The sequence below is a fragment of the Siccirubricoccus phaeus genome (assembly GCF_008360935.1).
GTDB classification, from domain to species: domain Bacteria; phylum Pseudomonadota; class Alphaproteobacteria; order Acetobacterales; family Acetobacteraceae; genus Siccirubricoccus; species Siccirubricoccus phaeus.
Genome location: NZ_SRXO01000004.1, coordinates 151,580 through 172,717, shown reverse-complemented (window position 1 = coordinate 172,717; position 21,138 = coordinate 151,580). Strand labels below are relative to the sequence as shown.

Annotated in this window: 18 protein-coding genes; 10 read left to right on the top strand and 8 right to left on the bottom strand. The window is 73.2% G+C overall.

Annotated elements, in window-relative coordinates; translation table 11 throughout:
• Window positions 1–61: 61 nt before the first annotated feature.
• Window positions 62–1,444 carry a carbohydrate porin gene (locus E5N76_RS07405; protein ID WP_149536651.1) on the bottom strand — a complete coding sequence of 461 codons (1,383 nt, stop codon included), beginning with the start codon at window positions 1,442–1,444 and terminating at the stop codon, window positions 62–64.
• Between the two features lie 2,015 nt (window positions 1,445–3,459).
• Here E5N76_RS07405 and E5N76_RS07395 point away from each other — a divergent pair.
• The 5 genes from E5N76_RS07395 to arsH are packed head-to-tail and all read left to right on the top strand — an operon-like array spanning window position 3,460 to window position 7,211.
• The gene (locus E5N76_RS07395) at window positions 3,460–3,813 is read left to right on the top strand and encodes an ArsR/SmtB family transcription factor (RefSeq protein ID WP_235907603.1); all 354 of its coding nucleotides are present in this window, start codon (window positions 3,460–3,462) and stop codon (window positions 3,811–3,813) included.
• 11 nt (window positions 3,814–3,824) lie between these two features.
• Window positions 3,825–4,262, top strand: a complete 438-nt coding sequence (gene arsC, locus E5N76_RS07390; RefSeq protein WP_149536648.1) for an arsenate reductase (glutaredoxin) — start codon at window positions 3,825–3,827, stop codon at window positions 4,260–4,262.
• Window positions 4,259–5,353: an ACR3 family arsenite efflux transporter gene (gene arsB, locus E5N76_RS07385; RefSeq protein ID WP_235907602.1), complete on the top strand. Its 1,095-nt coding sequence runs from the start codon at window positions 4,259–4,261 to the stop codon at window positions 5,351–5,353. Before arsC ends, arsB begins: the two co-directional genes overlap by 4 nt.
• 13 nt (window positions 5,354–5,366) lie before the next feature.
• On the top strand, window positions 5,367–6,449 hold the full coding sequence (locus tag E5N76_RS07380; protein WP_149536647.1) for an ArsO family NAD(P)H-dependent flavin-containing monooxygenase: 1,083 nt from the start codon (window positions 5,367–5,369) through the stop codon (window positions 6,447–6,449).
• Window positions 6,450–6,461: 12 nt separating this feature from the next.
• On the top strand, window positions 6,462–7,211 hold the full coding sequence (gene arsH, locus E5N76_RS07375; protein ID WP_149536646.1) for an arsenical resistance protein ArsH: 750 nt from the start codon (window positions 6,462–6,464) through the stop codon (window positions 7,209–7,211).
• Between the two features lie 21 nt (window positions 7,212–7,232).
• Here the strand turns inward: arsH and E5N76_RS07370 are convergent, their stop codons facing one another.
• A complete protein-coding gene (locus E5N76_RS07370; protein WP_149536645.1) occupies window positions 7,233–8,129 on the bottom strand; it encodes a LysR family transcriptional regulator in 897 nt (298 codons plus the stop codon).
• A gap of 77 nt (window positions 8,130–8,206) precedes the next feature.
• On the opposite strand from E5N76_RS07370, the gene E5N76_RS07365 reads away from it, so the two are divergent.
• Window positions 8,207–8,782 carry a GNAT family N-acetyltransferase gene (locus E5N76_RS07365; protein ID WP_149536644.1) on the top strand — a complete coding sequence of 192 codons (576 nt, stop codon included), beginning with the start codon at window positions 8,207–8,209 and terminating at the stop codon, window positions 8,780–8,782.
• 4 nt (window positions 8,783–8,786) lie between these two features.
• Entirely contained in the window at window positions 8,787–10,049 is a 1,263-nt protein-coding gene (locus tag E5N76_RS07360; protein ID WP_149536643.1) for an MFS transporter, read from the top strand.
• A gap of 114 nt (window positions 10,050–10,163) precedes the next feature.
• Here the strand turns inward: E5N76_RS07360 and E5N76_RS07355 are convergent, their stop codons facing one another.
• From E5N76_RS07355 to E5N76_RS07335, 5 genes are all read right to left on the bottom strand, one after another.
• Window positions 10,164–10,421 (bottom strand): hypothetical protein, encoded by a 258-nt coding sequence (locus tag E5N76_RS07355; protein WP_149536642.1) that lies wholly within the window; start codon window positions 10,419–10,421, stop codon window positions 10,164–10,166.
• An 89-nt stretch (window positions 10,422–10,510) separates the two neighbouring features.
• Window positions 10,511–11,836 carry a SidA/IucD/PvdA family monooxygenase gene (locus tag E5N76_RS07350; RefSeq protein WP_187830039.1) on the bottom strand — a complete coding sequence of 442 codons (1,326 nt, stop codon included), beginning with the start codon at window positions 11,834–11,836 and terminating at the stop codon, window positions 10,511–10,513.
• Between the two features lie 101 nt (window positions 11,837–11,937).
• Window positions 11,938–13,170 (bottom strand): MFS transporter, encoded by a 1,233-nt coding sequence (locus tag E5N76_RS07345; RefSeq protein WP_149536640.1) that lies wholly within the window; start codon window positions 13,168–13,170, stop codon window positions 11,938–11,940.
• Window positions 13,167–14,624, bottom strand: a complete 1,458-nt coding sequence (locus E5N76_RS07340) for an FAD-dependent oxidoreductase (RefSeq protein WP_149536639.1) — start codon at window positions 14,622–14,624, stop codon at window positions 13,167–13,169. The genes E5N76_RS07345 and E5N76_RS07340 overlap by 4 nt, the downstream gene beginning before the upstream one ends.
• A gap of 57 nt (window positions 14,625–14,681) precedes the next feature.
• Window positions 14,682–15,107 (bottom strand): PadR family transcriptional regulator, encoded by a 426-nt coding sequence (locus E5N76_RS07335; RefSeq protein ID WP_149536638.1) that lies wholly within the window; start codon window positions 15,105–15,107, stop codon window positions 14,682–14,684.
• Window positions 15,108–15,236: 129 nt separating this feature from the next.
• On the opposite strand from E5N76_RS07335, the gene E5N76_RS07330 reads away from it, so the two are divergent.
• Entirely contained in the window at window positions 15,237–17,075 is a 1,839-nt protein-coding gene (locus tag E5N76_RS07330; RefSeq protein ID WP_149536637.1) for a sensor histidine kinase, read from the top strand.
• Window positions 17,076–17,364: 289 nt separating this feature from the next.
• Here E5N76_RS07330 and E5N76_RS07325 read toward each other — a convergent pair whose 3' ends face one another.
• A complete protein-coding gene (locus E5N76_RS07325; protein ID WP_207791893.1) occupies window positions 17,365–17,961 on the bottom strand; it encodes a hypothetical protein in 597 nt (198 codons plus the stop codon).
• Between the two features lie 971 nt (window positions 17,962–18,932).
• Here E5N76_RS07325 and E5N76_RS07320 point away from each other — a divergent pair.
• On the top strand, window positions 18,933–19,697 hold the full coding sequence (locus E5N76_RS07320) for an ImuA family protein (protein ID WP_408021698.1): 765 nt from the start codon (window positions 18,933–18,935) through the stop codon (window positions 19,695–19,697).
• Window positions 19,606–21,135 (top strand): Y-family DNA polymerase, encoded by a 1,530-nt coding sequence (locus E5N76_RS07315; protein WP_149536635.1) that lies wholly within the window; start codon window positions 19,606–19,608, stop codon window positions 21,133–21,135. Before E5N76_RS07320 ends, E5N76_RS07315 begins: the two co-directional genes overlap by 92 nt.
• Window positions 21,136–21,138 lie beyond the last annotated feature (3 nt).

Sequence of the window (21,138 nt, the reverse complement as noted above, 5' to 3'; positions counted from 1 at the left end):
CGATCTGGACATGCGCCTCCATTGGCATGCCTGTGTCAGGAAAACGCGGCGGGCTCCATGTTCAGAAGGCCGCCCGCAGGCGGACGGCGAGGACGTGCACGGGTCCACGGTCGGCGTTGTAGGCCGGGTTCACCGCGAGCTGGTAGTTCAGCGCAACGTTCAGTCCTGGGGCCGCCTGGGCGTCGTAGTAGAACTCGGTGACCCACTCCGGGGCGTAGTTCAGCCGTCCGTCGCCGGTGATGAAGCCGATGCCACCCGCCTCCAGGTAGCGGCGCCGCCCCTCGGAGATCCAGCCGACGTTCGTGGCCAGGCCCACGGTGTCCGCCGGGCGGTTCCAGCGCAGGCCGCGCAGCGACAGCCCCGCCGAGACCGCCCGGTCCATCTCGGTGAACATCCAGTTCTGCGTCCGGCCGTCGTTCCAGGACAGCCGCGCGAAGGCGCCGAGGTCGTCGGTGATCTCCTGCTCGAGGTTCAGCGCCAGCATGTGCTTCAGGCGGTAGCCGGTGGGGTTCTTCTCGAAGGTGCCGAAGCCGTTCTCGAACAGCTCGCCCCAGTTGGACTGGCGGGTACGCGAGGCGCCGTAGAGGACGCGCACCGCGCCCGGGCGGCCATTGATCGCGTGGAAGTGGTCGACTTGGCCGATGACCTGCCAGGCGCGGGTCAGGGCGGGGTCCATGAACAGGCTGTTCACCCGCCTCGCCACCTGGAAGGCGCCCGCGCGCAGGCCCCAGGTGCCGTTCTCCCACTCCAGCGCGGCGCCGTAGGTCCAGCCGCGCGCGTCGGCGGCGAAGTCGAAGCCCCCAGCCCCGACCAGGGCCCAGTTCAGGAACTGGGTGCGGGCGTCGTGGGCATAGCGGTTGTCGTCGAAGATGTCCCAGACCGAGAATTTACCCGCAGTGATGGTGAGGCGCTCGCGGGGCAGGGGCCCCGTGAAGCGCAACGGGTCGTCGTCGGTCTCGACGGTGTCCTCCGACAGGCCGATGGTCTGCCGCATGAAGAGCCGCGGCACGTAGAAGTAGGGCTCGGTCGAGCCGAGCCGGAACGCCTCGTTGTTGGGGAAGGCCGCGACGCCGGTCGAGTTCGACAGGCCGAAGCCACGGGTTATGGAGGCGTCGAGGATGACCTCCGCCCCCTGCCACAGCCGCCGCCCCAGCATGAGGTCGGTCGAGAAGGTGTTTCGGGCGTTGGCGGTCGGGCTCAGGCTGTTCTCGCCTCGGTAGGGCGAACGGAAGCGGGGGTGTCCCTGGAGGACGAAGGTGGCTTGGCCGCGCACCAGCCAACCCTGCTCCTCCAGGCGGTCCTGCTGCGCCGCGAGATCGGGGAACAGCGCCGCCTCGGGTGGGCCGACGTTGGGCTCGCCCGGCTTGCGTCCCCCCTGCGCGGCCGCCGCCGCGGTCCAGGCGACAAGCGCCGCGACGGCCGCGGCCAGCCGCGTCCGCCCCATGCGCCGCCTCCGGTGCCGTCCCGGCTGGCCCCGGTGGGCCGGGCCAGCGCCCGCGCTCCCGGCTTCCCTTGCGGACGGTCGGTGGGCATTCCCCCATGGGGAAGCGATCAGGATCCCGCCCCGGCCAGGTTCGGCGGCCCGGGCGGGGCCCCTCGGTTCCCTCATCCATCGAGCCTCCCTCGGGCCGCAAGGCGTGGCAAAAGGAGTTGCGCGGCGCCACGGCACCCGACCGGGAGCCGTCGATCGCGTTGCTGCCCGCGTCAACCCCGCCGTGAAGTTACTCCAACTTCAGGCTGGCGCAGCGGCGGCCGACGAGTTCGTGCGATCGGCTGGCCCCGGACGCCGCGAGCCCGCCGATGCCGTTCAGCGTTCCCGCCGCCGTCCTGGCGGAAGCTTCCGCCCTCGCGCCCCCGGCAACCGCGGACAACGCTGCCAAGGGAGGCCGGGTGCTTGCCCAGGCCGCCCGACGGCGCGACGAGGGTTCGCACTTCGACCCGATCTACGGCGACGGCCCTTGGCCGCACCGTCCGGGCGCCGCGGCCGCCCGGGCGGGGGGACGGTGCGCCCGCGCATCTCGACCTCCTGAGCGGGGTGCCGCCAGCCTGGACGCTCACGCGGGGGGCTGGAATCCGACCGCCAGGCCGGGCCGTCCGAGGGCTGCCCGGCCCCAAGGAACCGACGTGTCCGCCAGGCCGAGGCGCGTCCCGGCGCGTGGTCTGCCCTCAAGGGCCACGCGCTTAGCGGTTGCAACGACCATCGCGGCTGCCTGATCCCTGTGCCGGTGGAGCGATGGCCTATCGTGGAAATGCAGAGGAGCCACATCGCGATAGGCGGGTGTTACCTCGTGGTGGGAAGGCTGGGCGCACGCCGAGACCCCGGCCAGCAGACCCAGCGCGACGGCGGCGGTGACCCACTGCATGACGGCTTCCTCTCCCATGCGGGCAGTTTCCATATGGGCGGCCGGTGTGCCGGGTGCATGACGGCCATGGGACGTCATTGGGACACGCGCCTTTCGGCATGGCGGCCGGGCCATCCCGCGCCGCCGCGTCAGGGCGGCTTGGGCGCCCCGGCTGGGTGCCCGGCTACAGGCGGGCGTCTAACCGGAACGGCCGTGTCCGGGACACCTGCACCTCGGCGGCGCGCACTGGCATTTCCCGCGCCCGACCTGCCACACGTCAGTCCCGGCGCTGCCATGCCCGCACTACGCGCCGCCGCCCGCCACTGGCCCTACTGGGGACGGAGCCCGGCTGGGAGTGCGCCGCCTCCGCCGCTCGGGTCAGGAGACCGCAGCAAAGAAGCGGATCTGGGCATCGGCAGTTGTCTCCGGGAGTTCCTCCGGAGGGAGTTCCCCCGGAAGAAGTGGCCCACGTCGACCGCGTAGCCCCGGACCTCGTCGGCCCGGGCCCGCCAGAGGGCGAGCGGGCCAATCGCCTCGGCGTACCAGGTGTCCAGCGGCCCGCAGCCGCTCCAGAGCGCAAGGACGAGGCGCCGCCGAGCGGCCCGGCCACCCCAAGATTCGCGCCCTCAGTGGCGGTGGCCGCCGTCGTGGCGACCGCCATGGTGGCCGTGTCCACCATGGCGGTGATGTCCGCCGTGGTGATGGTGGCGGTGATGTCGCGGCGCCACGTGGTGGTGATGCTGGTGCCCGCCGCCGCCCCAGTACCTCGGAGCGGCTGCGTACGGTGCCGGGCCGTAGGCCCGATAGGCGGGCGCCCCCCCGTAGTAGGGCTGGGCGCAGGCAGGAAGCGCGGCCAGCAGGCCCAGTGCGACGATGGCGGTGACCCGGCGCATGACGGCTTTTTCTTCTCCCGTTCTGGCACGCTCCGTGTGCACGGGCGGTGTGTCGAGGGCATGTCGGCACGGGGGCGCAATCGGGGCATGGCGCTGGTCAAGGCCAGCATGGCCAGCGGGTCTGGCACCTGCTGCGGAACCAATGTCCCGCAATCCTCGAAATGACGTTGCGTCACGCTGCCCGTCCTGATATCCCGACCCTCCTCGAAGAATGGAGGGATGGCGTGGAACCGAAGCAGGCCGTGGTGGCCCTGGGCGCCCTGGCCCACGAGCACCGGCTCGCGGCCTACCGCCTGCTCGTCGAGGCGGGCCCGGATGGGCTGCCCGCGGGCGCCATCGCGGAGCGGCTGGGGACGCCGTCCTCGACGCTGACCTTCCACCTGCAGCAGCTGCTGCACGCCGGGCTGGTCACGCAGCGTCGCGTCAGCCGCCAGATCATCTACGCCATGGCCCCGGACGCCATGAACGCGCTCGTTGCCTACCTGACCGAGAACTGCTGCGGCGGGGAGGCGACCTGCGCCCCCGCCTGCGAACCGGCCACCTTGGCCGCCCGCTCCCGCAAGACCCCCGCAGCCTGAGGAGGTCCGCCGTGACCGTCACCATCTACCACAACCCGGCCTGCGGGACGTCCCGCAACACGCTGGCGCTCATCCGGAACTCTGGCGAGGAGCCGGAGATCATCGAGTACCTGAAGACCCCGCCCACGCGGGAGGAACTGGCCGACCTCATCCGGCGCATGGGCGTCCCGGTGCGCGGCCTCCTGCGGCAGAAGGGCACGCCCTACGGGGAGCTCGGCCTCGGCGACCCGTCCCTGACCGACGATCAGCTGCTCGACGCCATGATGGCGCACCCCATCCTCATCAACCGGCCCATCGTGGTGACCCCACTTGGTGTGAAACTCTGCAGACCGTCCGAAACGGTGCTCGACATCCTGCCGAATCCGCAGCGCAGCGCCTTCGCCAAGGAGGACGGCGAGCCGGTGGTCGACGCCGCCGGACGGCGCGTCTCGAAGGCAGACGCGGCATGAGCGCAGCCGCGCAGGGCGAGGCCGCCATCCAGCGGCGCCGGGAAGCGATGGGCACCTTCGAGCGCTACCTGACCCTCTGGGTCGCGCTCTGCATCGTCGCGGGCATCGCGCTCGGCGCCGTGCTGCCGGGGCCCTTCCAGGCGCTCGGCCGCATGGAGGTGGCCCAGGTCAACATCCCCGTCGCCCTGCTCATCTGGGCGATGATCGTGCCCATGCTGCTGCGGGTGGACTTCGGCGCCATGGGGCAGGTGGCGCGGCACTGGCGCGGCATCGCCGTGACGCTGGGCGTGAACTGGCTGGTGAAGCCCTTCTCCATGGCGCTGCTGGGCTGGCTGTTCATCGGCTGGCTGTTCCGCCCCTGGCTGCCGGAGGGCCAGATCGACAGCTACATCGCCGGGCTGATCCTGCTGGCGGCCGCGCCCTGCACCGCCATGGTCTTCGTCTGGTCCCGCCTGACCGACGGCGAGCCGAACTTCACCCTGTCGCAGGTGGCACTGAACGACGCCATCATGGTGGTGGCCTTCGCGCCGGTGGTCGGCCTGCTGCTGGGGCTGTCGGCCATTACCGTGCCCTGGGACACGCTGCTGCTCTCCGTTGTCCTCTACATCGTCGTGCCGCTCGTCGCGGCGCAGATCTGGCGGCGCTCGCTCCTGGCCTCGGGCGGCGAGGCGGCCCTGCAGCGCAACTTGAAGGCGCTGCACCCGGTGTCGCTGGTCGCGCTGCTGGCCACCCTGGTGCTGCTCTTCGGCTTCCAGGGCGAGCAGATCCTGGCGCAGCCGCTGGTCATCCTGCTGCTCGCGGTGCCCATCACCATCCAGGTCTACCTGAACGCGGGCCTCGCCTACCTGCTGAACCGGCAGTGCGGCTCGGCGCACAGCGTGGCGGGACCCTCCGCCCTGATCGGCGCCAGCAACTTCTTCGAACTGTCCGTGGCGGCCGCCATCAGCCTGTTCGGTTTCGAGTCCGGCGCGGCGCTGGCGACCGTGGTCGGCGTGCTGGTCGAGGTGCCGGTGATGCTGTCCGTCGTCCACATCGTCATGCGGACCCGCGGCTGGTACGAGCGCGGCGCGGGCCGGGCGGCGGCAGGCTAGGCGACCCGGCGCGATGGATCTCCACAGCAGGCGGGTCGTGGTCATCGGCGGCGGGCAGTCCGGCCTCGCCACCGGCTACTTCCTGCGCCGGACGGGACTCGACTTCGAGATCCTGGACGCCGCCGACGCCCCGGGCGGCGCCTGGCGGCACGGCTGGGAGTCCCTGCGCCTGTTCTCCCCGGCGCAATGGAGCTCGCTGCCGGGCTGGCCGATGCCGCCGGTCCCGGAGGGGTATCCCGACCGCGACCACGTGGTGGCCTACCTGATCGCCTACGAGGAGCGCTACCGCCTGCCGGTCCGGCGCCCGGTCCGGGTGGAGGCCGTGGAGGCCGGTGGCGACCGGCTGCTGGTTCGCACCGACCGCGGCACCTGGGCGGCGGCCGCCGTCGTGTCCGCCACCGGCACCTGGAGCAGGCCCTTCCTTCCGGACTACCCCGGAGCCAAGGATTTCCGTGGGCGCCAGCTCCACTCGGCCTTCTACCGCGCACCCGAGGAGTTCGCGGGCCAGCGCGTGCTGGTGGTCGGCGGCGGCAACTCGGGCGCGCAAATCCTCGCGGAGGTGTCGAAGGTCGCCGAGGCGACCTGGGTGACGCCGACGCCGCCCAGCTTCCTGCCGGACGAGGTGGACGGCCGGGTGCTGTTCGAGCGCGCCACCGCGCGCTGGAAGGCGCGGCAGGAGGGGCGCGAGCCGGACGTCCCGCCGGGCGGCCTCGGCGACGTGGTCATGGTCCCGCCGGTGCGGGAGGCCCGCGGGCGCGGCGCGCTGCAGAGCGTGCGGCCCTTCGTCCGCTTCGAGGCGGACGGCGTGGTCTGGCCCGACGGCTCCCGGAGCCGGGTGGACGCGGTCATCTGGTGCACGGGCTTCCGCCCCGCCCTCGACCACCTCGCGCCGCTCGGCGTGCTGGAGCCGGACGGGCGCGTGGCCGTGCAGGACAGCGGCCGCTCCATCCGCGAGCCGCGCCTCTGGCTGGTCGGCTACGGCGACTGGACCGGGACGGCGTCGGCAACGCTCGCCGGGGTGACGCGAGCCGCCCGGGCCGCCGCCAAGGAAATCCAGGAGGCACTGACCGATGCCCCGCCGGTCGGCGCCGCCTGATTGGAGACCTGAATGCCTGACGTGAACCTTCCGGACCTCTCGCTGCCGAACGTCTCGGAGTCCGACTTCGACATCCCCGACGCGGCGAAGCTCGGCATGCCCGGAGCGTCCACCCATCCCCCGCGCATCCTGCTGCTCTACGGCTCGCTGCGGGAGCGGTCCTACAGCCGCTTCCTGACGCTCGAGGCCGAGCGGATCCTGCGGCGCTTCGGTGCCGAGACCCGGGTGTTCGACCCGCATGGCCTGCCGGTGGTCGACAGCGTGCCCGCCGACCACCCCAAGGTTGCCGAACTCCGCGAGCTCTCCCTGTGGTCCGAGGGCCAGGTCTGGTGCAGTCCGGAGCGGCACGGCGCCGTCACCGGCATCCTCAAGAACCAGATCGACTGGCTCCCCCTCGAGAGCCGCGGCGTGCGGCCGACCCAGGGCCGGACTCTCGCGGTGATGCAGGTCTCCGGCGGGTCGCAGAGCTTCAACGCGGTGAACACGCTGCGCCTGCTCGGCCGCTGGATGCGGATGTTCACCATTCCAAACCAGTCCTCCGTCCCCAAGGCGTACGAGCAGTTCGACGAGGCGGGCCGGATGCTGCCCGGGCCGCTCTACGACCGCGTGGTGGACGTCATGGAGGAGCTGGTGAAGTTCACCCTCCTGCTGCGGGACTGCTCGGGCTACCTGACCGACCGCTACAGCGAGCGGAAGGAGCGGGCGGAGAAGCAGGCCAAGGCCGACCTGGCTGTCCTGTCCGGCGCAGCGAGCGGCCGATAGCTGGGGGGCGTCGCCGCCGCCTCAGCCCGGACGCCCCGCGGCAGCCTTCAGGGCAGCGAGCAGGCGGCCAAGGCCCCGGTCGACGACCTTCTCCTTGCGGAGCACCACGGCGAGCTGCCGCGAGAGGGCCGGGCGCAGGGGGCGCACCACGGCGCCCGCGACGTCGCTGCCGAGCGCCAGCGCGGGCAGCACCGAGCAACCGCGGCCGCCCGCGACCAGCACCTTGATGGCCTCGACGCTGCCCAGCTCCATGATCGGCCGGGGGACCAGGCCCGCCCGGCGGAACCAGGCGTCGATGATGGCCCGTGTGTTCGCCCCCGCCTCGTAGAGGATCAGCGGCAGCCGCTCGAGCTCGGCGGCCGTCAGCGAGGCCCGCCCCTTGGGCGCCATGGCCTCGGGGAGGAGCGCCACCAGCGGGTCGGTGGCAACCCGGGTTGTAGTGAGCGAGCGGCCGAGCGCGGCCGGGAGCGTGACCAGCGCCGCATCCAGGTCGCCCTCCTCGACGCGGCGCAGGATGTCTGGCGTGTTGCCGGTGGCGATGATCACCTCGAGGCCGGGCATCCACTCGTTCAGCTCCGCCAGCACCGGCGGCAGGAGGTGGATGCAGGCGGTGGCGCCGGTGCCGAGGCGGACGCGCCCGGCCTCGCCGGAGCGGTGCGCCGCGGCCACCGCCCTGGCGTCCTCGACTGCCGCCTGGGCCCGACGGGCTGGCTCGATGAGGGCCCGACCGGCCGCGGTCGGCACCGCCCGCCCGGCGACACGCTCGAGCAGCCGGACACCCATGACGCGCTCGAGCTCCCGCAGTTGCTGGCTGGCGGCGGGCTGGGTGAGGCCGAGCGCGTGCGCCGCTGGGGTGACGCCGCCGGTCTCGACGACGGAGAGGAAGGTCCGCAGCTGGCGGAGGCTCGGGTCGCGCATGCGGAAAACTTATCCGCATGCGGCACATCAGAAAAATTTCCTTTCGCTCCCGGCCCCGCGGCCGCAGGCTCGGCGGCATGGACACACAACATTCCTCCCCGGTCGCCATGCCGCTCCCGGCCGTCCGCATCCGGCCGTCTGCGGATGCCGACGTCGCCGCCATCGCCGCGATTTACGGCCACCACGTCCTGCACGGCACGGCCAGCTTCGAGACCGAGCCCCCCGGGGAGGAGGAGATGCGGCGCCGCTGGGCCGATGTCCTTGCCCGCGGGCTGCCCTACCTGGTCGCGGAGGACGGGGACGGCACCGTCCTCGGCTACGCCTACGCCAGCGCCTACCGGCCGCGCGCCGCCTACCGGAACACGGTCGAGGACTCCGTCTACGTGCGGCACGACATCGTCGGCCGGGGCGTCGGCCGCCTGCTGCTCGCCGGGCTGATCGCCCGCTGTGAGGCGCTCGGGCTGCGGCAGATGGTCGCGGTGGTGGGCGACAGCGCGAACCTCGCCTCGGTGCGCCTGCACGAAGCCTTCGGCTTCCGCCTCATCGGCAGGCTGAGCGCGGTCGGCCGCAAGCACGGCCGCTGGCTCGACAGCGTCTTGCTCCAGCGCACGCTCGGCGAGGGCGACCGCACGGATCCCGCCGAGGGCGGCTGACGCCATGCGGGCCGACCGACCTGGAGCGGCGTCCGCCTGGACGGCACCGCCACCGGGCAGCCCCGCCTTCGTCGCCGCCATTGTCGTGGCGCAGGTGCTGACCCAGATCGGCGCCTTCACCCTCCCGGCCCTGCTGCCCGGCTACATCGACCGCTGGGGCTTGTCGAAGACCGAGGCCGGATGGTTGGTCGGCATCTTCTTCGCCGCCTACGTCCCTGCCGTCCCGGTGCTGCTCTCCCTGACCGACCGCGTCCCGGTGCGCCGCGTCTACCTCATCGGCACCGGCCTGACCGCGCTCTCGCACCTCGGCTTCGCCTTCCTGGCGGACGGCTTCTGGTCCGGCCTGCTGATGCGCGCCCTGGCGGGCGTCGGCTGGGCGGGCGCCTACATGGTCGGCCTCAAGGCCCTCGCCGACCCGCTGGCGGGCGCGGCGCAGTCGCGGGCCGTCTCCTGGCACGCCGCGGGGGTGGGGATCGCGGGCGCCGCCTCCTTCGCCGTCGCCAGCCTGTTCGACACCCTGGGCGGGCCGGGCGCCTCCTTCGGGTTCGGCGGCGTCGCCGCGGCCACCGCCTTCGCCATCGCGGCCGTGGTGATGCCCCGCGACCTGCCGCCGCGCCCGGGCGACGTCGCGCGCGGGGCGCTGCTCGACTTCCGGCCGGTGTTCCGGAACCGGCGGGCGATGGCGTGGATCGTCGGCTACACGATCCACACCTGGGAGATGGCCGCGCTGCGCGGCTGGGCCGTCGCCTTCCTGGCCGCGACGGCGGCCCGGCTCGGCGCGCCCGGGTGGATGCCCTCGCCCGCCGTCCTGTTCACCGTGGCGGGCCTTGCGGGCGTCGCGGTCTCCGTCACCGGGAACGAGACCGCGCAGAAATACGGTCGGGCGCGGGTGGTGCTCTGGGCGATGACAGCCGCGGCCGCGCTGTCGCTGGCCACGGGATGGACGACGGGCGTGTCGGTCGTGCTGGCCGCCGCCGCCGTGATGCTCTGGAACGTTGCCATCTACCTCGACAGCGCGGCGCTGACCGCCGGGACGGTCCAGGCGGCCGAGAAGCACCTGCGCGGCGCCACGATGGGCCTGCACAGCATGGCGGGCTACGCGGGCGGCTTCCTGGGGCCGCTCGGGGTCGGCTGGTTCCTCGACCTCGCGGGCGGCGACGGGGTGGTTGGCTGGGGGCTGGCCTTCGGGCACCTCGCGGTGGTCACGCTCACGGGCCTGTTCATCCTGCGTCGGCTTGGTCGTGTTAAGAGCGGCGCAGGAACCTAGCCCCGTGGCGGTCAAGGCGGGAGATTTCCTCAACCTGGGGACGAGCGCCTGCTAAGTGAGGGTTGCTCCCGACTCTGCCACTCATCGGCTCCCGGAATCCGGGAGCTTGTATGCTCACGCGGGGACCGCGGTTTTGCGCGTGGTACCACCTTGCGTCTTTGAACGCCCGCGAGACGACGGTACCGCCTTGGCCGCAGTCTCGCGTTGCGGAAGGAGGGCTTCGCGATCAGCCTCCAGGCCCCGCTCGACGTAGGTCCTGATCAGGTCGCCCTTCGAGGTGTTGCGGCGGAAAGCCACCTGCCGGAGGATCTCGTCCATCTGCGGGTCCAGGAAGACGCTCCGAAGAACCTTCGTCTTGGCTGCGGCAACCATGATAGCCTCCTATGACCTATTTATATATATAGGTCGGTGGGGCTGGCTTCAATGGCGTCGTGGCGCCCCCGCCTGCAGGCCAGCGGGACCTATTTCATGTAGGGGCGCAGCACGCGGTCCGCCATGTCCCCCAGGGCCAGCAGGCTGGCGAAGCCGGGGCCGACCAGCATCGACTGGAACGGCGCGTGCAGGCGGGGCAACGTCCATCCGTCCCGGAACGTCAGGTCCTCGCCCATCCCGTGCGCCAGCCTCTCGAGGAGGTCGGCCCGCTCCTTTCTGTCGGATGGGATCGCGCCCGGCGGGAGCAGGCGCAGGAACCACCAATTGTCGAAGCCGGTCGCGTTGATCACCAGCCCCGCCTCGACCTGATGTGTTTCCTCATCGCCGAGATCCAGCTCGAGCTGGCTGAGGTTGCGCTTCCATTGGAGGGTCAGGTTCCCGGCCCCTGCGGCGGTGATGTCGGTGGCGCGCCCGTCGATGAATTTCAGGGCCGAGAGCTGGACGAGCTCCTCCATGACGGCATCCCAGACCACGCCGCGGGTCAATCGCTCGAAGAACGCCTTCCTGGTCGCGTGCGTGAGCGCCTTCCACTGGGTGGGATCGCTGAACAACCTGTTCTCGAAGACGCTGTTGCCACGGCTGTAGAACGTGGCCTGCTCGGCCAGCAGGTAGATCGGGAGATCCCGGTGCCCCTGGCGAGCGAGCCACGCCAGCACGGCCGCGGCGGTGCCGCCGCTCCCGATCACGACCAAGGGGGCGTCCTCCGACACCGCCCTGGTGCCGAGCAGGCCGAGAGCCCTGTCCCGTTCCCTTTTGGTCCAGAGCCTCTGGCCGTCCAGCATCCGCGGGCTGTTGGTGGGGCCCAAGGGCCTGGCGGGGCCATGGCCCGTGACAACCACGCCGTCGAAAAAAGTCCCGAGGAGCTGAGCCTTCCCGGCACCTTCCTTCCATTCGACCTTCCAGCCCTCGCGGGCCTGACGACCTGTGATGCGCGCCCTCTCCAGCCGAGTGACCTCGCCGAGGTGCAGGGCAGCGCCGCTCCGGTCGAAGGCCCACATCAGGTACTCGGCGAACTCGCGGTGCGACGCGCGTCTGCGACCGAGATCGACCCAGTCAGCGTATCCCCTGGATGCCTTGAACGTGCCCCAGGAGTAGCGCGCCATCATCTTCTCGGCGGCCTCGGGTGCCCCGGGCATCTCCGCGTATGGGAAACCGAGATCCTTCTCCGCAGGCGTGCACAGCGCCTGCTCCCCATCGGTGTAGCCGTGCCGCCCCGTCCAGGAGGCGCCGATTTCTTTGGATTCGAAAACGTGGATTTCGCAGTCGAGCAAACCCTCTTCCTGGAGGACTTCCGCCTTTGCCGCAATGGCGACCGCCTTCGGCCCGCCGCCGACGATCGCAAGCCTTCTGACCATAGATTCGCTTCCAGGTTGCCGAGGCAAAGTAGATCGGCCTCCAGCCCCTTGGAACATGCCGTGGTCATGCTCGGTGGCCTCCTCGTGCTGACCCGATGGGTTCAGGCGGACCGACGTGACCTGAGAGCCATCGGCACAAGGGGCACCACGAGCGCGACGTGCAGCAGCGCCGCCCCGAACAGGACGGCCAGCGTCCCGGACGGCCCGACCCATTCCAGCAGCCACGTCCCGACCATCGGCGCCGCGGCGGTGGCGAGCAGCGTCGGCAGTCCGAGGCGGCCCATGAGGATGGCGTAGCCCTCGCGGCCGAACATCGCCAAAGGCACCGTCCCACGCACGATGGAGCGGATGCCGCTGCCCATGCCGTAGAGGACGATGCAGGCCGGGGCGAGGCCGGGCGCGGCGACGAGCAGGCCGAGGCCGACCGCGACCAGCACCGAGGACGCGACCAGGCTCCAGACCGGGTGCGCCTTCTTGCCGAACAGCATCTCGAGCACGCGCCCGCCGACCTGCGCCGGGCCGATCAGCGCGCCGAGGCCGACCGCCGCGGCGAGCGCCAGTCCCTGCGCCTGCAGCAGCATCAGCAGGTGCACGCCGATGATCGTCATGGCGCCGTAGGCCAAGGTGAAGCCCGCCGCGAGCAGAAGGAATGCCGTGCGCTGGTCCGGCCGCACGTGACCGGGCGCTGCCACGCCTGCCGCGGCGGGCTTCGGCGGCCGCTCCGCCTCCCGCGGGAGGGCGAGCAGGTAGAGGGGCAGCACCACCGCGACCAGGAGCGCGGCGTAGGTCAGGCAGGCGCCGCGCCAGCCCAGGTGCGTGGCGAGGTAGGCGGTCAACGGCCAGCAGACGGTGCTGGCGAAACCCCCGAACAGCGTGACCTGGGTGATGGCCGGGCGCGCCTCCTCGCCATAGAGCCGACCGAGGGCGGAGAAGGCCGGGTCGTAGAGACCCGCCCCCATGCCGAAGCCGATGACCACCCAGGCTGCGACGAAGACCGGCAGGCTGGGCGCGAGGGCGAGTCCGAGCAAGCCAAGGGCGAGCAGGGCGGCGCTCGTGGCCAGCACGGGGCGTCCGCCATGGCGCTCGATGAGGTGGCCGACCCGGGGCGAGACGAGCCCGGACACCAGCAGGCCGATGGAGAGCGCGCCAACCACCCAGCCAAGCGGCCAGCCGGTGTCGGCGGCGATCGGACCGGCCAGGACGGCGGGCAGGTAGTAGCTGCTGCCCCAGGCGAGGATCTGCGCCACGCCGATCGCCGACACGACCACCAGCCTCGGGCGGCTGGCGGCCGGGTCCACCGGGGCGGTGCCCCCGGCTGCGGCGACCTGGCTCATTCGGCGGGCTCGGCTGGGGCCGTTTCCTTGCGGGCCGCGCTGCCGCAGCAGGGCGCGTCCTCGGCCAGCTCAGGCTTCGGTGGGCAGCAGGCGCCCTGCGGGGTCGCGGGCGTGCAGCACGAGGATTCGGTCTCTGCTGCCCCAGGGAGCACGCGGCTTGACGAGCACACGCCGGTCTGCGGCAGGTCGAGCTCGACCCGGCGCGCCGCCTCGAGGTCGCCCGCGAGGAAGGCGGCGATGGAGCGGACCTGCTCGTAGCCGGTCGCCAGCAGGAAGGTCGGCGCCCGGCCGTAGGAGACCATGCCCGCCAGGAAAAGCCCTGCGTCGGGCTGCGCCAGCTCCTCGGCGCCGTGCGGCCGGACGGTGCCGCAGGAGTGCAAGTTGGGGTCGATCAGCAGTGCCAGCACGCGGGGGCACTCGAGGGCGGAGTCGAGGTCCGTTCGAACCTCGCGCAGGATGCCGAGGTCGGGCCGCAGGCCGGTGGCCACCACCATCTCGTCGACCTCCACGGCGCGTCCCTCGGCGCTCAGCACCGTCAAGGATCCGCCGTGCCCGCGCCGGATCTCGTCGACGGAGAAGGGGGCCAGAAGCTCGATGGTGCCGGTCTCGACGAGGCGCCGCAGCCGCTGGCCGAGCGCGCCGCGCTCCGGCAGCTGGTCGGCGTCCCCGCCGCCGTAGGCCCGCGTCAGGTCCGCGCTCCGCGCCGCCCAGACCACCGACGTGCAGGGCACCTCGCGCGCCAGTTCGGCCAAGTCGATGAGGGTGCCGATGGCGGAGTGGCCGGAGCCGACCACCAGGGTCCTCCGCCGCGCGTAGCGGCTGCTTCCGATGCCGAGGACGTCCGGCATGCCGTAGCGGATGCGGTCCGCCGCCTCGCGTTCGCCGATGGCGGGCAGGCCGGTGGAACCGGCCGGGCTTGGGTTCCCCCAGGTGCCGGTGGCGACGATGACCGCGCGGGCGAGGATTCGTCCCTGCTTTCCTTGTGCGTCCTCGAACCGCACCTCGAAGGGCTGAAGCTCGCGCCCGGCATCGCGCACCTTGCCCGCGCCGACGCGGGCGACGCCGGTCACCCGGGCGCCCAGCCGCAGGCGCGGCGCCAGCTCCGGCAGGCGGGCCAGCGGGTCCAGGTACCCCTCGGCGAGGTCGCGGCCGGTCGGGAACGCCTCCGGGTCCGGCGCCGTCCAGCCGTGGCGCTCCAGTAGGGCGCGGGCGGCCCGGTCGATGTTGTACCGCCATGGCGAGAACATGTGGACGTGGCCCCAGTCCCGGGGCGCCGCGCCGACCAGGGGCGCCGCCTCGAGGACAACCGGCTCGAGCCCGCGCTCCAGGAGGTGCGCCGCGGCGGCGAGGCCAACCGGGCCGCCGCCGATGACGGCGACGGGCAGGCTCTCGAGGGCGCCGCGTCCGGCGGCCTGCGGCTCGGGAACGCGGTGGGTGCTGGAGCAGCAGCTCATCTCGGATCCTCCGTCAGAACACGCCTCGATGGGCGATGTATGGGGGCAAATGGGGGCTCAGCAGTTGCAGCCGGGCCCCTTCTCCCGGGCGCGGGCCTGGGCTGCGCGGCCGGTCTCGGTGAGCGCCGCGGTGGCGTCCATCCACGCCTCCAGGCCGACCCGGAAGGCTTCGCGGCCCTTGTCGGTCAGGGTGTAGACGCGGCGCTCGCGGCCGGAGACGACCTCGGTCTCGGAGGTCACGTAGCCGCCCTGCTCGAACTCGCGGAGCGTCGGGTAGAGGGCGCCCTCGGAGGGCGAGCAGCAGCCGTTGGTGGTCCGCTCGACGGCGCGCGCGATGTCGTAGCCATGCGCCGGGCCGTCGTGCAGGACCTGGAGCACGAAGAAGCGGCTGAGGGCCATCTTGATGGTCCCGGCCCAGTACCCCCGGTCGGTGAAGTCCGGGGAAGGACGGGGGACGGCGCGGAGGGCGGGCTGCTTGGGCATGCCGGGACGCTATGCCTCGGAGAACGAGGCATCAAGGAGGGGGGCTGGCTCCGCCGAGAGCAAGCGGGCGGGAACGAACCTCGCCCCGGGCGGCGCCGTTCCGGATGGCGTCTAGGCGGCAGTGGCGGGATGGCGCGAAGCAGGAGAGACTCGTCGGGAGCCCCGCCGCAGCCGGGGCGGCACGGGCCCGGCGGCGACAGGACGGACGACGAGGTCGAGCAGGCCCTCGTTGCGGCCGAGGACGCGCGCGCTGAGGCCGCCGCCGCCATCCGCGAGCGCGACGCCATGGCCGAGGCCGCGCGCGCCAAGGTCGCCGCCACCGTCCGCGAGCGCGACGCCATGGCCGCGGAACTACACGCCGTCCGCGCGCAGCTGGCCGCGGTCGGGCGCGGGCCCGCTCCCTCCGGCGGCGAGGCGCTCCGGGGCAGGCTGGCCGCGGCCGAGGCGCGGCAGGCCGAGGTGGAGACCTTCGCCGAAGAGCTGCACGTCGCCAACGAGGAGCTGCGGGCGCAGGGGGAGGAGCTGGCCCGGGCGAACGACGCGCTCGCGCGCGCCAACCAGGAGCTCGAGCGGCGCGTGGCGGAGCGCACAGCCGAGCTGGCCGACGCCAACGCCATGCTGCGCTCCGCCGCCGACACCATGCCCCACCTCGTCTGGAGCGCCCGTCCGGGCGGTGCCTGGAGCTACGCCAACCGGCGCTGGACCGAGCACACGGGCCTGACCGCGGAGGAGGCGGTCGGGTTCGGCTGGCTCGCCGCCGTACACCCGGAGGACCGCGGCCGCGTGTTGGATGCGTGGCGCGCCGCTGTCGGAACCGGCGAACTCCGGGTCGAGCACCGGCTGTGCGGCCGCGACGGCACCTACGAGCGGTTCGAGAGCCGCGGCCTGCCGCTGCGGGGCCGCGAGGGCCATTCCGAGCTCTGGTTCGGCACGAGCACCAACGTCGAGGAGGCCCGGCGCGCCGAGGCGGCGCTACGGGAGAGCGAGGCGCGCTTTCGCGGCTTCGCGGAGGCCACGGCCGACGTGCTCTGGGTGGTCGACGCCGAGACCAGGCGCCTCGAGTACCTCAGCCCCGCCTTCGAGGCGGTCTGGGGTGTGCCGCGCGCCGAGGTCATGGACGACCTCGGCCGCTGGGCGGGGATGCTGCACCCGGAGGACCGCGCCCGGGTGCTGGAGGCGCTGCCCGCCGCGCTCGCGGGCGGGCGGGTCGACGCCGAGTACCGCATCGTCCGGCCCGCAGACGGGCAGGTGCGCTGGGTGCGCGACGTCGGCTTCCCCGTGCGCGACGCGGAGGGGCGGGTGCGCCGGGCGGCCGGGCTGGCGCGGGACGTGACCGCGGCGAAGGAGGCCGAGGCGGGGCAGCGGCTCCTGCTGCGGGAGCTGGACCACCGCGTGAAGAACACGCTCGCCTCCGTCCAGTCGATCGCCGCCCAGACCGCGCGGGGTGCCGCGACGGCAGAGGGCTTCCGGGAGGCGTTCCAGGCCCGCCTCGTCGCTCTGGCCGCCGCGCACGACCTGCTCACGCGGGGGGCGTGGCAGGGCGTCGCGCTCGCCGAGGTGGTCCGCCGCACCCTGGCCCCGCACGCGGGCGGGGAGGCGGGGGCCGAGCGGGTGTCCGCCGATGGCCCCGGGGTGTGGCTGCGGCCCGAGGCCGCCATCGCGCTGCACCTGGCCCTGCACGAGCTCGCCACCAACGCGGCGAAGTACGGGGCGCTCTCGGCCCCGGGGGGGCGCGCCGAGGTCTCGTGGCAGACCACCGCAGGGCCAGGCGACCTGCTGGAGGTGCGCTGGCGCGAGCGCGGCGGCCCGCGCGTGTGGCCCCCGGCGCGGCGCGGGTTCGGCTCGCGGCTGCTGGAGCGCGGCTTGGCGCACCAGTTCGGCGCCGATGCGGAGCTCACCTTCGCGCCCGGCGGCGTCGAGTATCGGCTGCGCGCGCCGTTGGTCGCGGCCCTGGGACGGCCCGGGTGATCCGGGCGTGCGGGCGCGTCGCCCACCGGATCCCGGGCGCGCCAAATTGGAGTCCGTCGAGCCGCCGGGTTGGGCATCTCGCCCGACTCCCGGCATGGCGTCGAGCTGGCATCGTTATTTCCTGGAGGCGACCCGAGGGCGGCGCGGCACAGGCCCTCCTGGCGTCCGCTGGCCCCACTTGGGGTGGGTGGCGGACCCACCCCGCGCCCCCTGACGCCTCGATGAGTCCCCGATGCCGCGCCCGATCGCGATCCGGCCAAGGGCGCACCAAGAGGACCTGCCGTGTCCCTCAGGGACAGGAGGAGCAGTCCATGAAGCCGACCTTGTTGCTCTTGTCCATTTCCTTCCCGTTCTCCTCGATGACGGGCGCGATCTCCTCGGCGGAGCGCCGCACGTGATCCTCCACTCGCTCCTTCGCCGCCCGTTTCGCGTCATCCAGCGCCGCCGCCGCGTCGGCTCCCGTGCCGCACACGGTCGGGGTGAATGCGCGGGGCTTCCACCCTGCATTCCTGTCCCGCACGATCGCCTCGGCGCGCGGGACGTGCTCCTGCTCGTGTGCCATGGCCCTCCGCTGCCAATCGTCGTATGCCTGCTTGCACCTGCCCGTTGGCTCCGAGCCGGGCTCCCATTGGAGGATGTCCAGCTCGGCCACTTCGAGCCTGAAGTTCGGCACGACGGCCGTGACCTTGATGCAGCGCTTGACTTGGCCGCCTTGCTGGCCCGAGGAGACGGAACTCCACGTCCACTTCGCGTCGAACCGGACCTCGAACGCCGTGTAGCCGCCCCACCCTGCCTGCGTCTTCCCGGACTTCTTGGTGATCCCCGGCGACTGCATGCGCTCGTTGAAGGCGCGGCAGCTCCCCTGGACGGTGTTCTGGGGAAGCATCAGCAACGGTGGCCCGGACCCGCCGGTCCCGGGTTCGTCCTTGACCCCGTGGCACCGGTGGTGGCAGCCGTCGGGCCACTCGCAGACCCAGCGCCACCCCTCGTCCGCCCTGGGATGCGGACCCGGGTCGGTCCGCCCGCAGCACTGCGAGCCGAACTCCCGCGGGCAGTGGTTCGCCAGGGCGCCGCCGGAGGCCGTCAGGTGGAGCAGAGCGGCCATTGCTATCTTGGAAGCACCTCGAGCCATCCCCTTCCCTCCCTGCGGGGGCGGCGGACGCGCCCGGCCCGAGCGCGAGGGCCAGACCGGGGCCATCCGGCGGGAGCATAGCTGGCCGCGCCTCTTCGGGTTCCTCGACGGGAACCCCAATCCGGGTCTCCGCGAGCACCTTCGTCCGTTCGTGCTTGACCTACGCAGCGTAGGAGCGCCGCTCTCCCAGACCCGGCAACCCACGCCCTTCCGCTGGAACGGCAAACGCCGGAAGCGACGGCGAAAGCAACGCGGCAATGCACGTGCCCTCGGCGGCTCGGGCGCTCATACCCGCGTGGCCGCTATCGCCGCGCGGCCGCAGCCCACAGGAATGGCACAGTCCGAGACAAGTGACCCACTAGGTCATGGCGAGCGACCCGATCTCGGCGGCCTCGGTGCCAGCGGCGACGCACCGCCCGGGGAGCCGACGGTGAAGAGCCGAGCCGGGCCCCCGGCGCCCGGAGGCGGTGCCGCCGGACCGTCGATGGCTCGGCAAACCACGGAACCTCCACGCTGGCCAGGCAGCCGCAGGCGATCCAACGGGAGCGGCGACGGCTTTGCCGGTACCCGCCTGGGGAGCGCACCATGCTCGTGGCATCGGGATGAACCCCCGTTTTCCACAACCGCCCACAACCTGTCGGTGTGGATCCGACCTTCCCGCGACTCGTTTGTTCGCTGTATGTTCCGGACGACGGAGGTGGGTGGACATGGCCGGGAGCGGTCGGATGGCATTGCTGGAGGACCTCAGGGAGCGGGTGGCGCGCATCGAGCGCCGCCCGCTCCCGCCGGGCCGATTGGCCGTCGTCCCTTTTGGCGTCCCGGGGATTGATGCCGCACTGCCCGGAGGCGGCATCGCCCGGGGCGCCCTGCACGAGGCTGCCGGGTCCGGCCCCGATACCGAGCACGGCGCCACCGCGGCCCTGCTGGCCGCCAGCGTCCTTGCCCGGGCGGCCGGACCGGTGCTGTGGGTCTCCACCCACTTCGACCTCTTCGCCCCGGCCCTGGCCGAGGTCGGCCTCGGTCCGGAGCGCGTCCTGCACGTCGAGGCGGGCCGGGAGGTGCTGGCGGCCGTTGAGGAGGGGCTGCGTCACCCCGGCCTCGCGGGCGTGGTCGGCGAGGTGCCGGGCCGTCTCGGCCTGACCGCCTCGCGCCGCCTCCAGCTCGCCGCCGAGGCAACCGGCGCCATCGCCTTCGCCCTCCGCCGCAGCCCCCGGCACGACGACCCCGGCTTGGCCGAGCCGAGCGCAGCGGTGACCCGCTGGCGCGTCGCTTCCCTGCCCTCCGCCCCGCCGCTGCCCTGGTCGCCCGACACGCCCGGCCTCGGCAGGGCGCGCTGGCGGCTCGAGCTGCTGCGCGCCCGCGGCGGCGAACCCTGCTCTTGGATTGTGGAGTGCCCCGATGCGCAGGGTCGTCTCGCTCTGGCTGCCGACCTGGCCGACCGACCGGCTGCGCAGGGCCCAAGGGCAGGGCGCCGCCGTGCCGCCGGTTGAGGCACCGCTGGTGACGCGCGCGCATGACGGCCGCCGCCTCACGGTCGTCGCGGCGAACCGAGCTGCGCATGTGCTCGGCCTGCGCCCAGGCATGCCGCTCGCCCACGCCCAGGCCATGGTGCCCGGGCTGGAGGTAGCCGTAGCCGACCCAGAGGGTGATGCCGACGCGCTCGCCGACGTCGCCGCTTGGTGCCTGCGCTACTCCCCGCTCACCGCTCCCGACCCACCGGACGGGATCTGGCTCGACGTCACCGGCTGCGCCCACCTGCATGGCGGCGAGGAAGCGATGCTCAAGGATTTGCTCGGGCGCCTCGGGCGCTCGGGCGTCACCGCCAGTGCCGCCGTGGCCGACACGCCCGGCGCGGCCTGGGCGGTGGCCCGCCACGCGCGGGACCCGGTGACGGTGGTCCCACCCGGCGGGCAGGCCGACGCCATTGCCCTGCTGCCCGTGGCGGCGCTGCGCCTGCCCGGCGAGACGGTGGCGGGCCTGCGGCGGCTCGGGCTCGATCTCATCGGCCAGCTGGTCTCGACCCCGCGCGGCCCGCTGGCGCGGCGCTTCGGCGCGGAGGCGCTCCGGCGTCTCGACCAGGCACTCGGCAGCGCGCCGGAGCCTATCACGCCGGTGGTGCCTCCCGAGGCGGTGCAGCACACTCTGGCCTTCCGCGAGCCATTGCTGACCGCCGAGGCGCTGCGCCTCGCCATCGGCGGGCTGGCCGAGGCTGTCTGCGCCGGGCTGGAGCGGGCGGGCCTCGGCGCGCGCCGCCTCGACCTGCTGTTCGAGCGGGTGGACGACGCGACCAAGGTCCTGCGCGCCGGGACCGCGCGGCCGACGCGCGACCCGCGCCACCTCGCCCGGCTGCTCGGCGAGCGGCTGGAGGAGGTGGACCCCGGCTTCGGGGTCGCCGCCATGCGCCTGGTCGTCGCCCTGGCCGAGCCGCTCGCCCCGGCGCAGGCCGCTGTGCCGCTGGCGGGTGGCGCGGGGGCGGAGGTCGACCTCGCGCCCCTGGTGGACCGACTCGCCGCCCGCTTTGGCGCCGCGCGGGTGTTCCACGTCCTCCCCGTCGAGAGCGACGTGCCCGAACGCTCGGCCCGGCGTGCGCCGCCGCTCGCCGACCCCGGCCACGCCGTGTGGCCGTCCGGCCTGCCGCGGCCGGTGCGCCTGCTCGCGCCGCCGCAGCCGGTCGAGGTGCTGTCGGTGCTGCCCGACCAGCCACCGGCCGCCTTCTCCTGGCGCCGGGTGCGCCACCGCGTCCGGCGCGCCGACGGGCCGGAGCGCATCGCGGGCGAGTGGTGGCGCCGCGACGGCGAGCGGCGGGCGGTGCGCGACTACTGGGCCGTGGAGGACGAGGCCGGGCAACGCTTCTGGCTCTTCCGCCGCGGCGACGGCGCCGACCCCGCGACTGGCGACCTCACTTGGTTCCTGCACGGCATCTTCTGACGG

Bases quoted from the DNA above. Each gene is read 5' to 3' on its own strand.
- E5N76_RS07405 (WP_149536651.1), bottom strand. From the start codon at position 1,444: ATGGGGCGGACGCGGCTGGCCGCGGCCGTCGCGGCGCTTGTCGCCTGG.
- arsB (WP_235907602.1), top strand. From the start codon at position 4,259: ATGAGCGCAGCCGCGCAGGGCGAGGCCGCCATCCAGCGGCGCCGGGAA.
- E5N76_RS07380 (WP_149536647.1), top strand. From the start codon at position 5,367: ATGGATCTCCACAGCAGGCGGGTCGTGGTCATCGGCGGCGGGCAGTCC.
- arsH (WP_149536646.1), top strand. From the start codon at position 6,462: ATGCCTGACGTGAACCTTCCGGACCTCTCGCTGCCGAACGTCTCGGAG.
- E5N76_RS07370 (WP_149536645.1), bottom strand. From the start codon at position 8,129: ATGCGCGACCCGAGCCTCCGCCAGCTGCGGACCTTCCTCTCCGTCGTC.
- E5N76_RS07365 (WP_149536644.1), top strand. From the start codon at position 8,207: ATGGACACACAACATTCCTCCCCGGTCGCCATGCCGCTCCCGGCCGTC.
- E5N76_RS07360 (WP_149536643.1), top strand. From the start codon at position 8,787: ATGCGGGCCGACCGACCTGGAGCGGCGTCCGCCTGGACGGCACCGCCA.
- E5N76_RS07355 (WP_149536642.1), bottom strand. From the start codon at position 10,421: ATGGTTGCCGCAGCCAAGACGAAGGTTCTTCGGAGCGTCTTCCTGGAC.
- E5N76_RS07350 (WP_187830039.1), bottom strand. From the start codon at position 11,836: ATGGTCAGAAGGCTTGCGATCGTCGGCGGCGGGCCGAAGGCGGTCGCC.
- E5N76_RS07345 (WP_149536640.1), bottom strand. From the start codon at position 13,170: ATGAGCCAGGTCGCCGCAGCCGGGGGCACCGCCCCGGTGGACCCGGCC.
- E5N76_RS07340 (WP_149536639.1), bottom strand. From the start codon at position 14,624: ATGAGCTGCTGCTCCAGCACCCACCGCGTTCCCGAGCCGCAGGCCGCC.
- E5N76_RS07335 (WP_149536638.1), bottom strand. From the start codon at position 15,107: ATGCCCAAGCAGCCCGCCCTCCGCGCCGTCCCCCGTCCTTCCCCGGAC.
- E5N76_RS07330 (WP_149536637.1), top strand. From the start codon at position 15,237: ATGGCGCGAAGCAGGAGAGACTCGTCGGGAGCCCCGCCGCAGCCGGGG.
- E5N76_RS07325 (WP_207791893.1), bottom strand. From the start codon at position 17,961: ATGCTTCCCCAGAACACCGTCCAGGGGAGCTGCCGCGCCTTCAACGAG.
- E5N76_RS07320 (WP_408021698.1), top strand. From the start codon at position 18,933: ATGGCATTGCTGGAGGACCTCAGGGAGCGGGTGGCGCGCATCGAGCGC.
- E5N76_RS07315 (WP_149536635.1), top strand. From the start codon at position 19,606: ATGCGCAGGGTCGTCTCGCTCTGGCTGCCGACCTGGCCGACCGACCGG.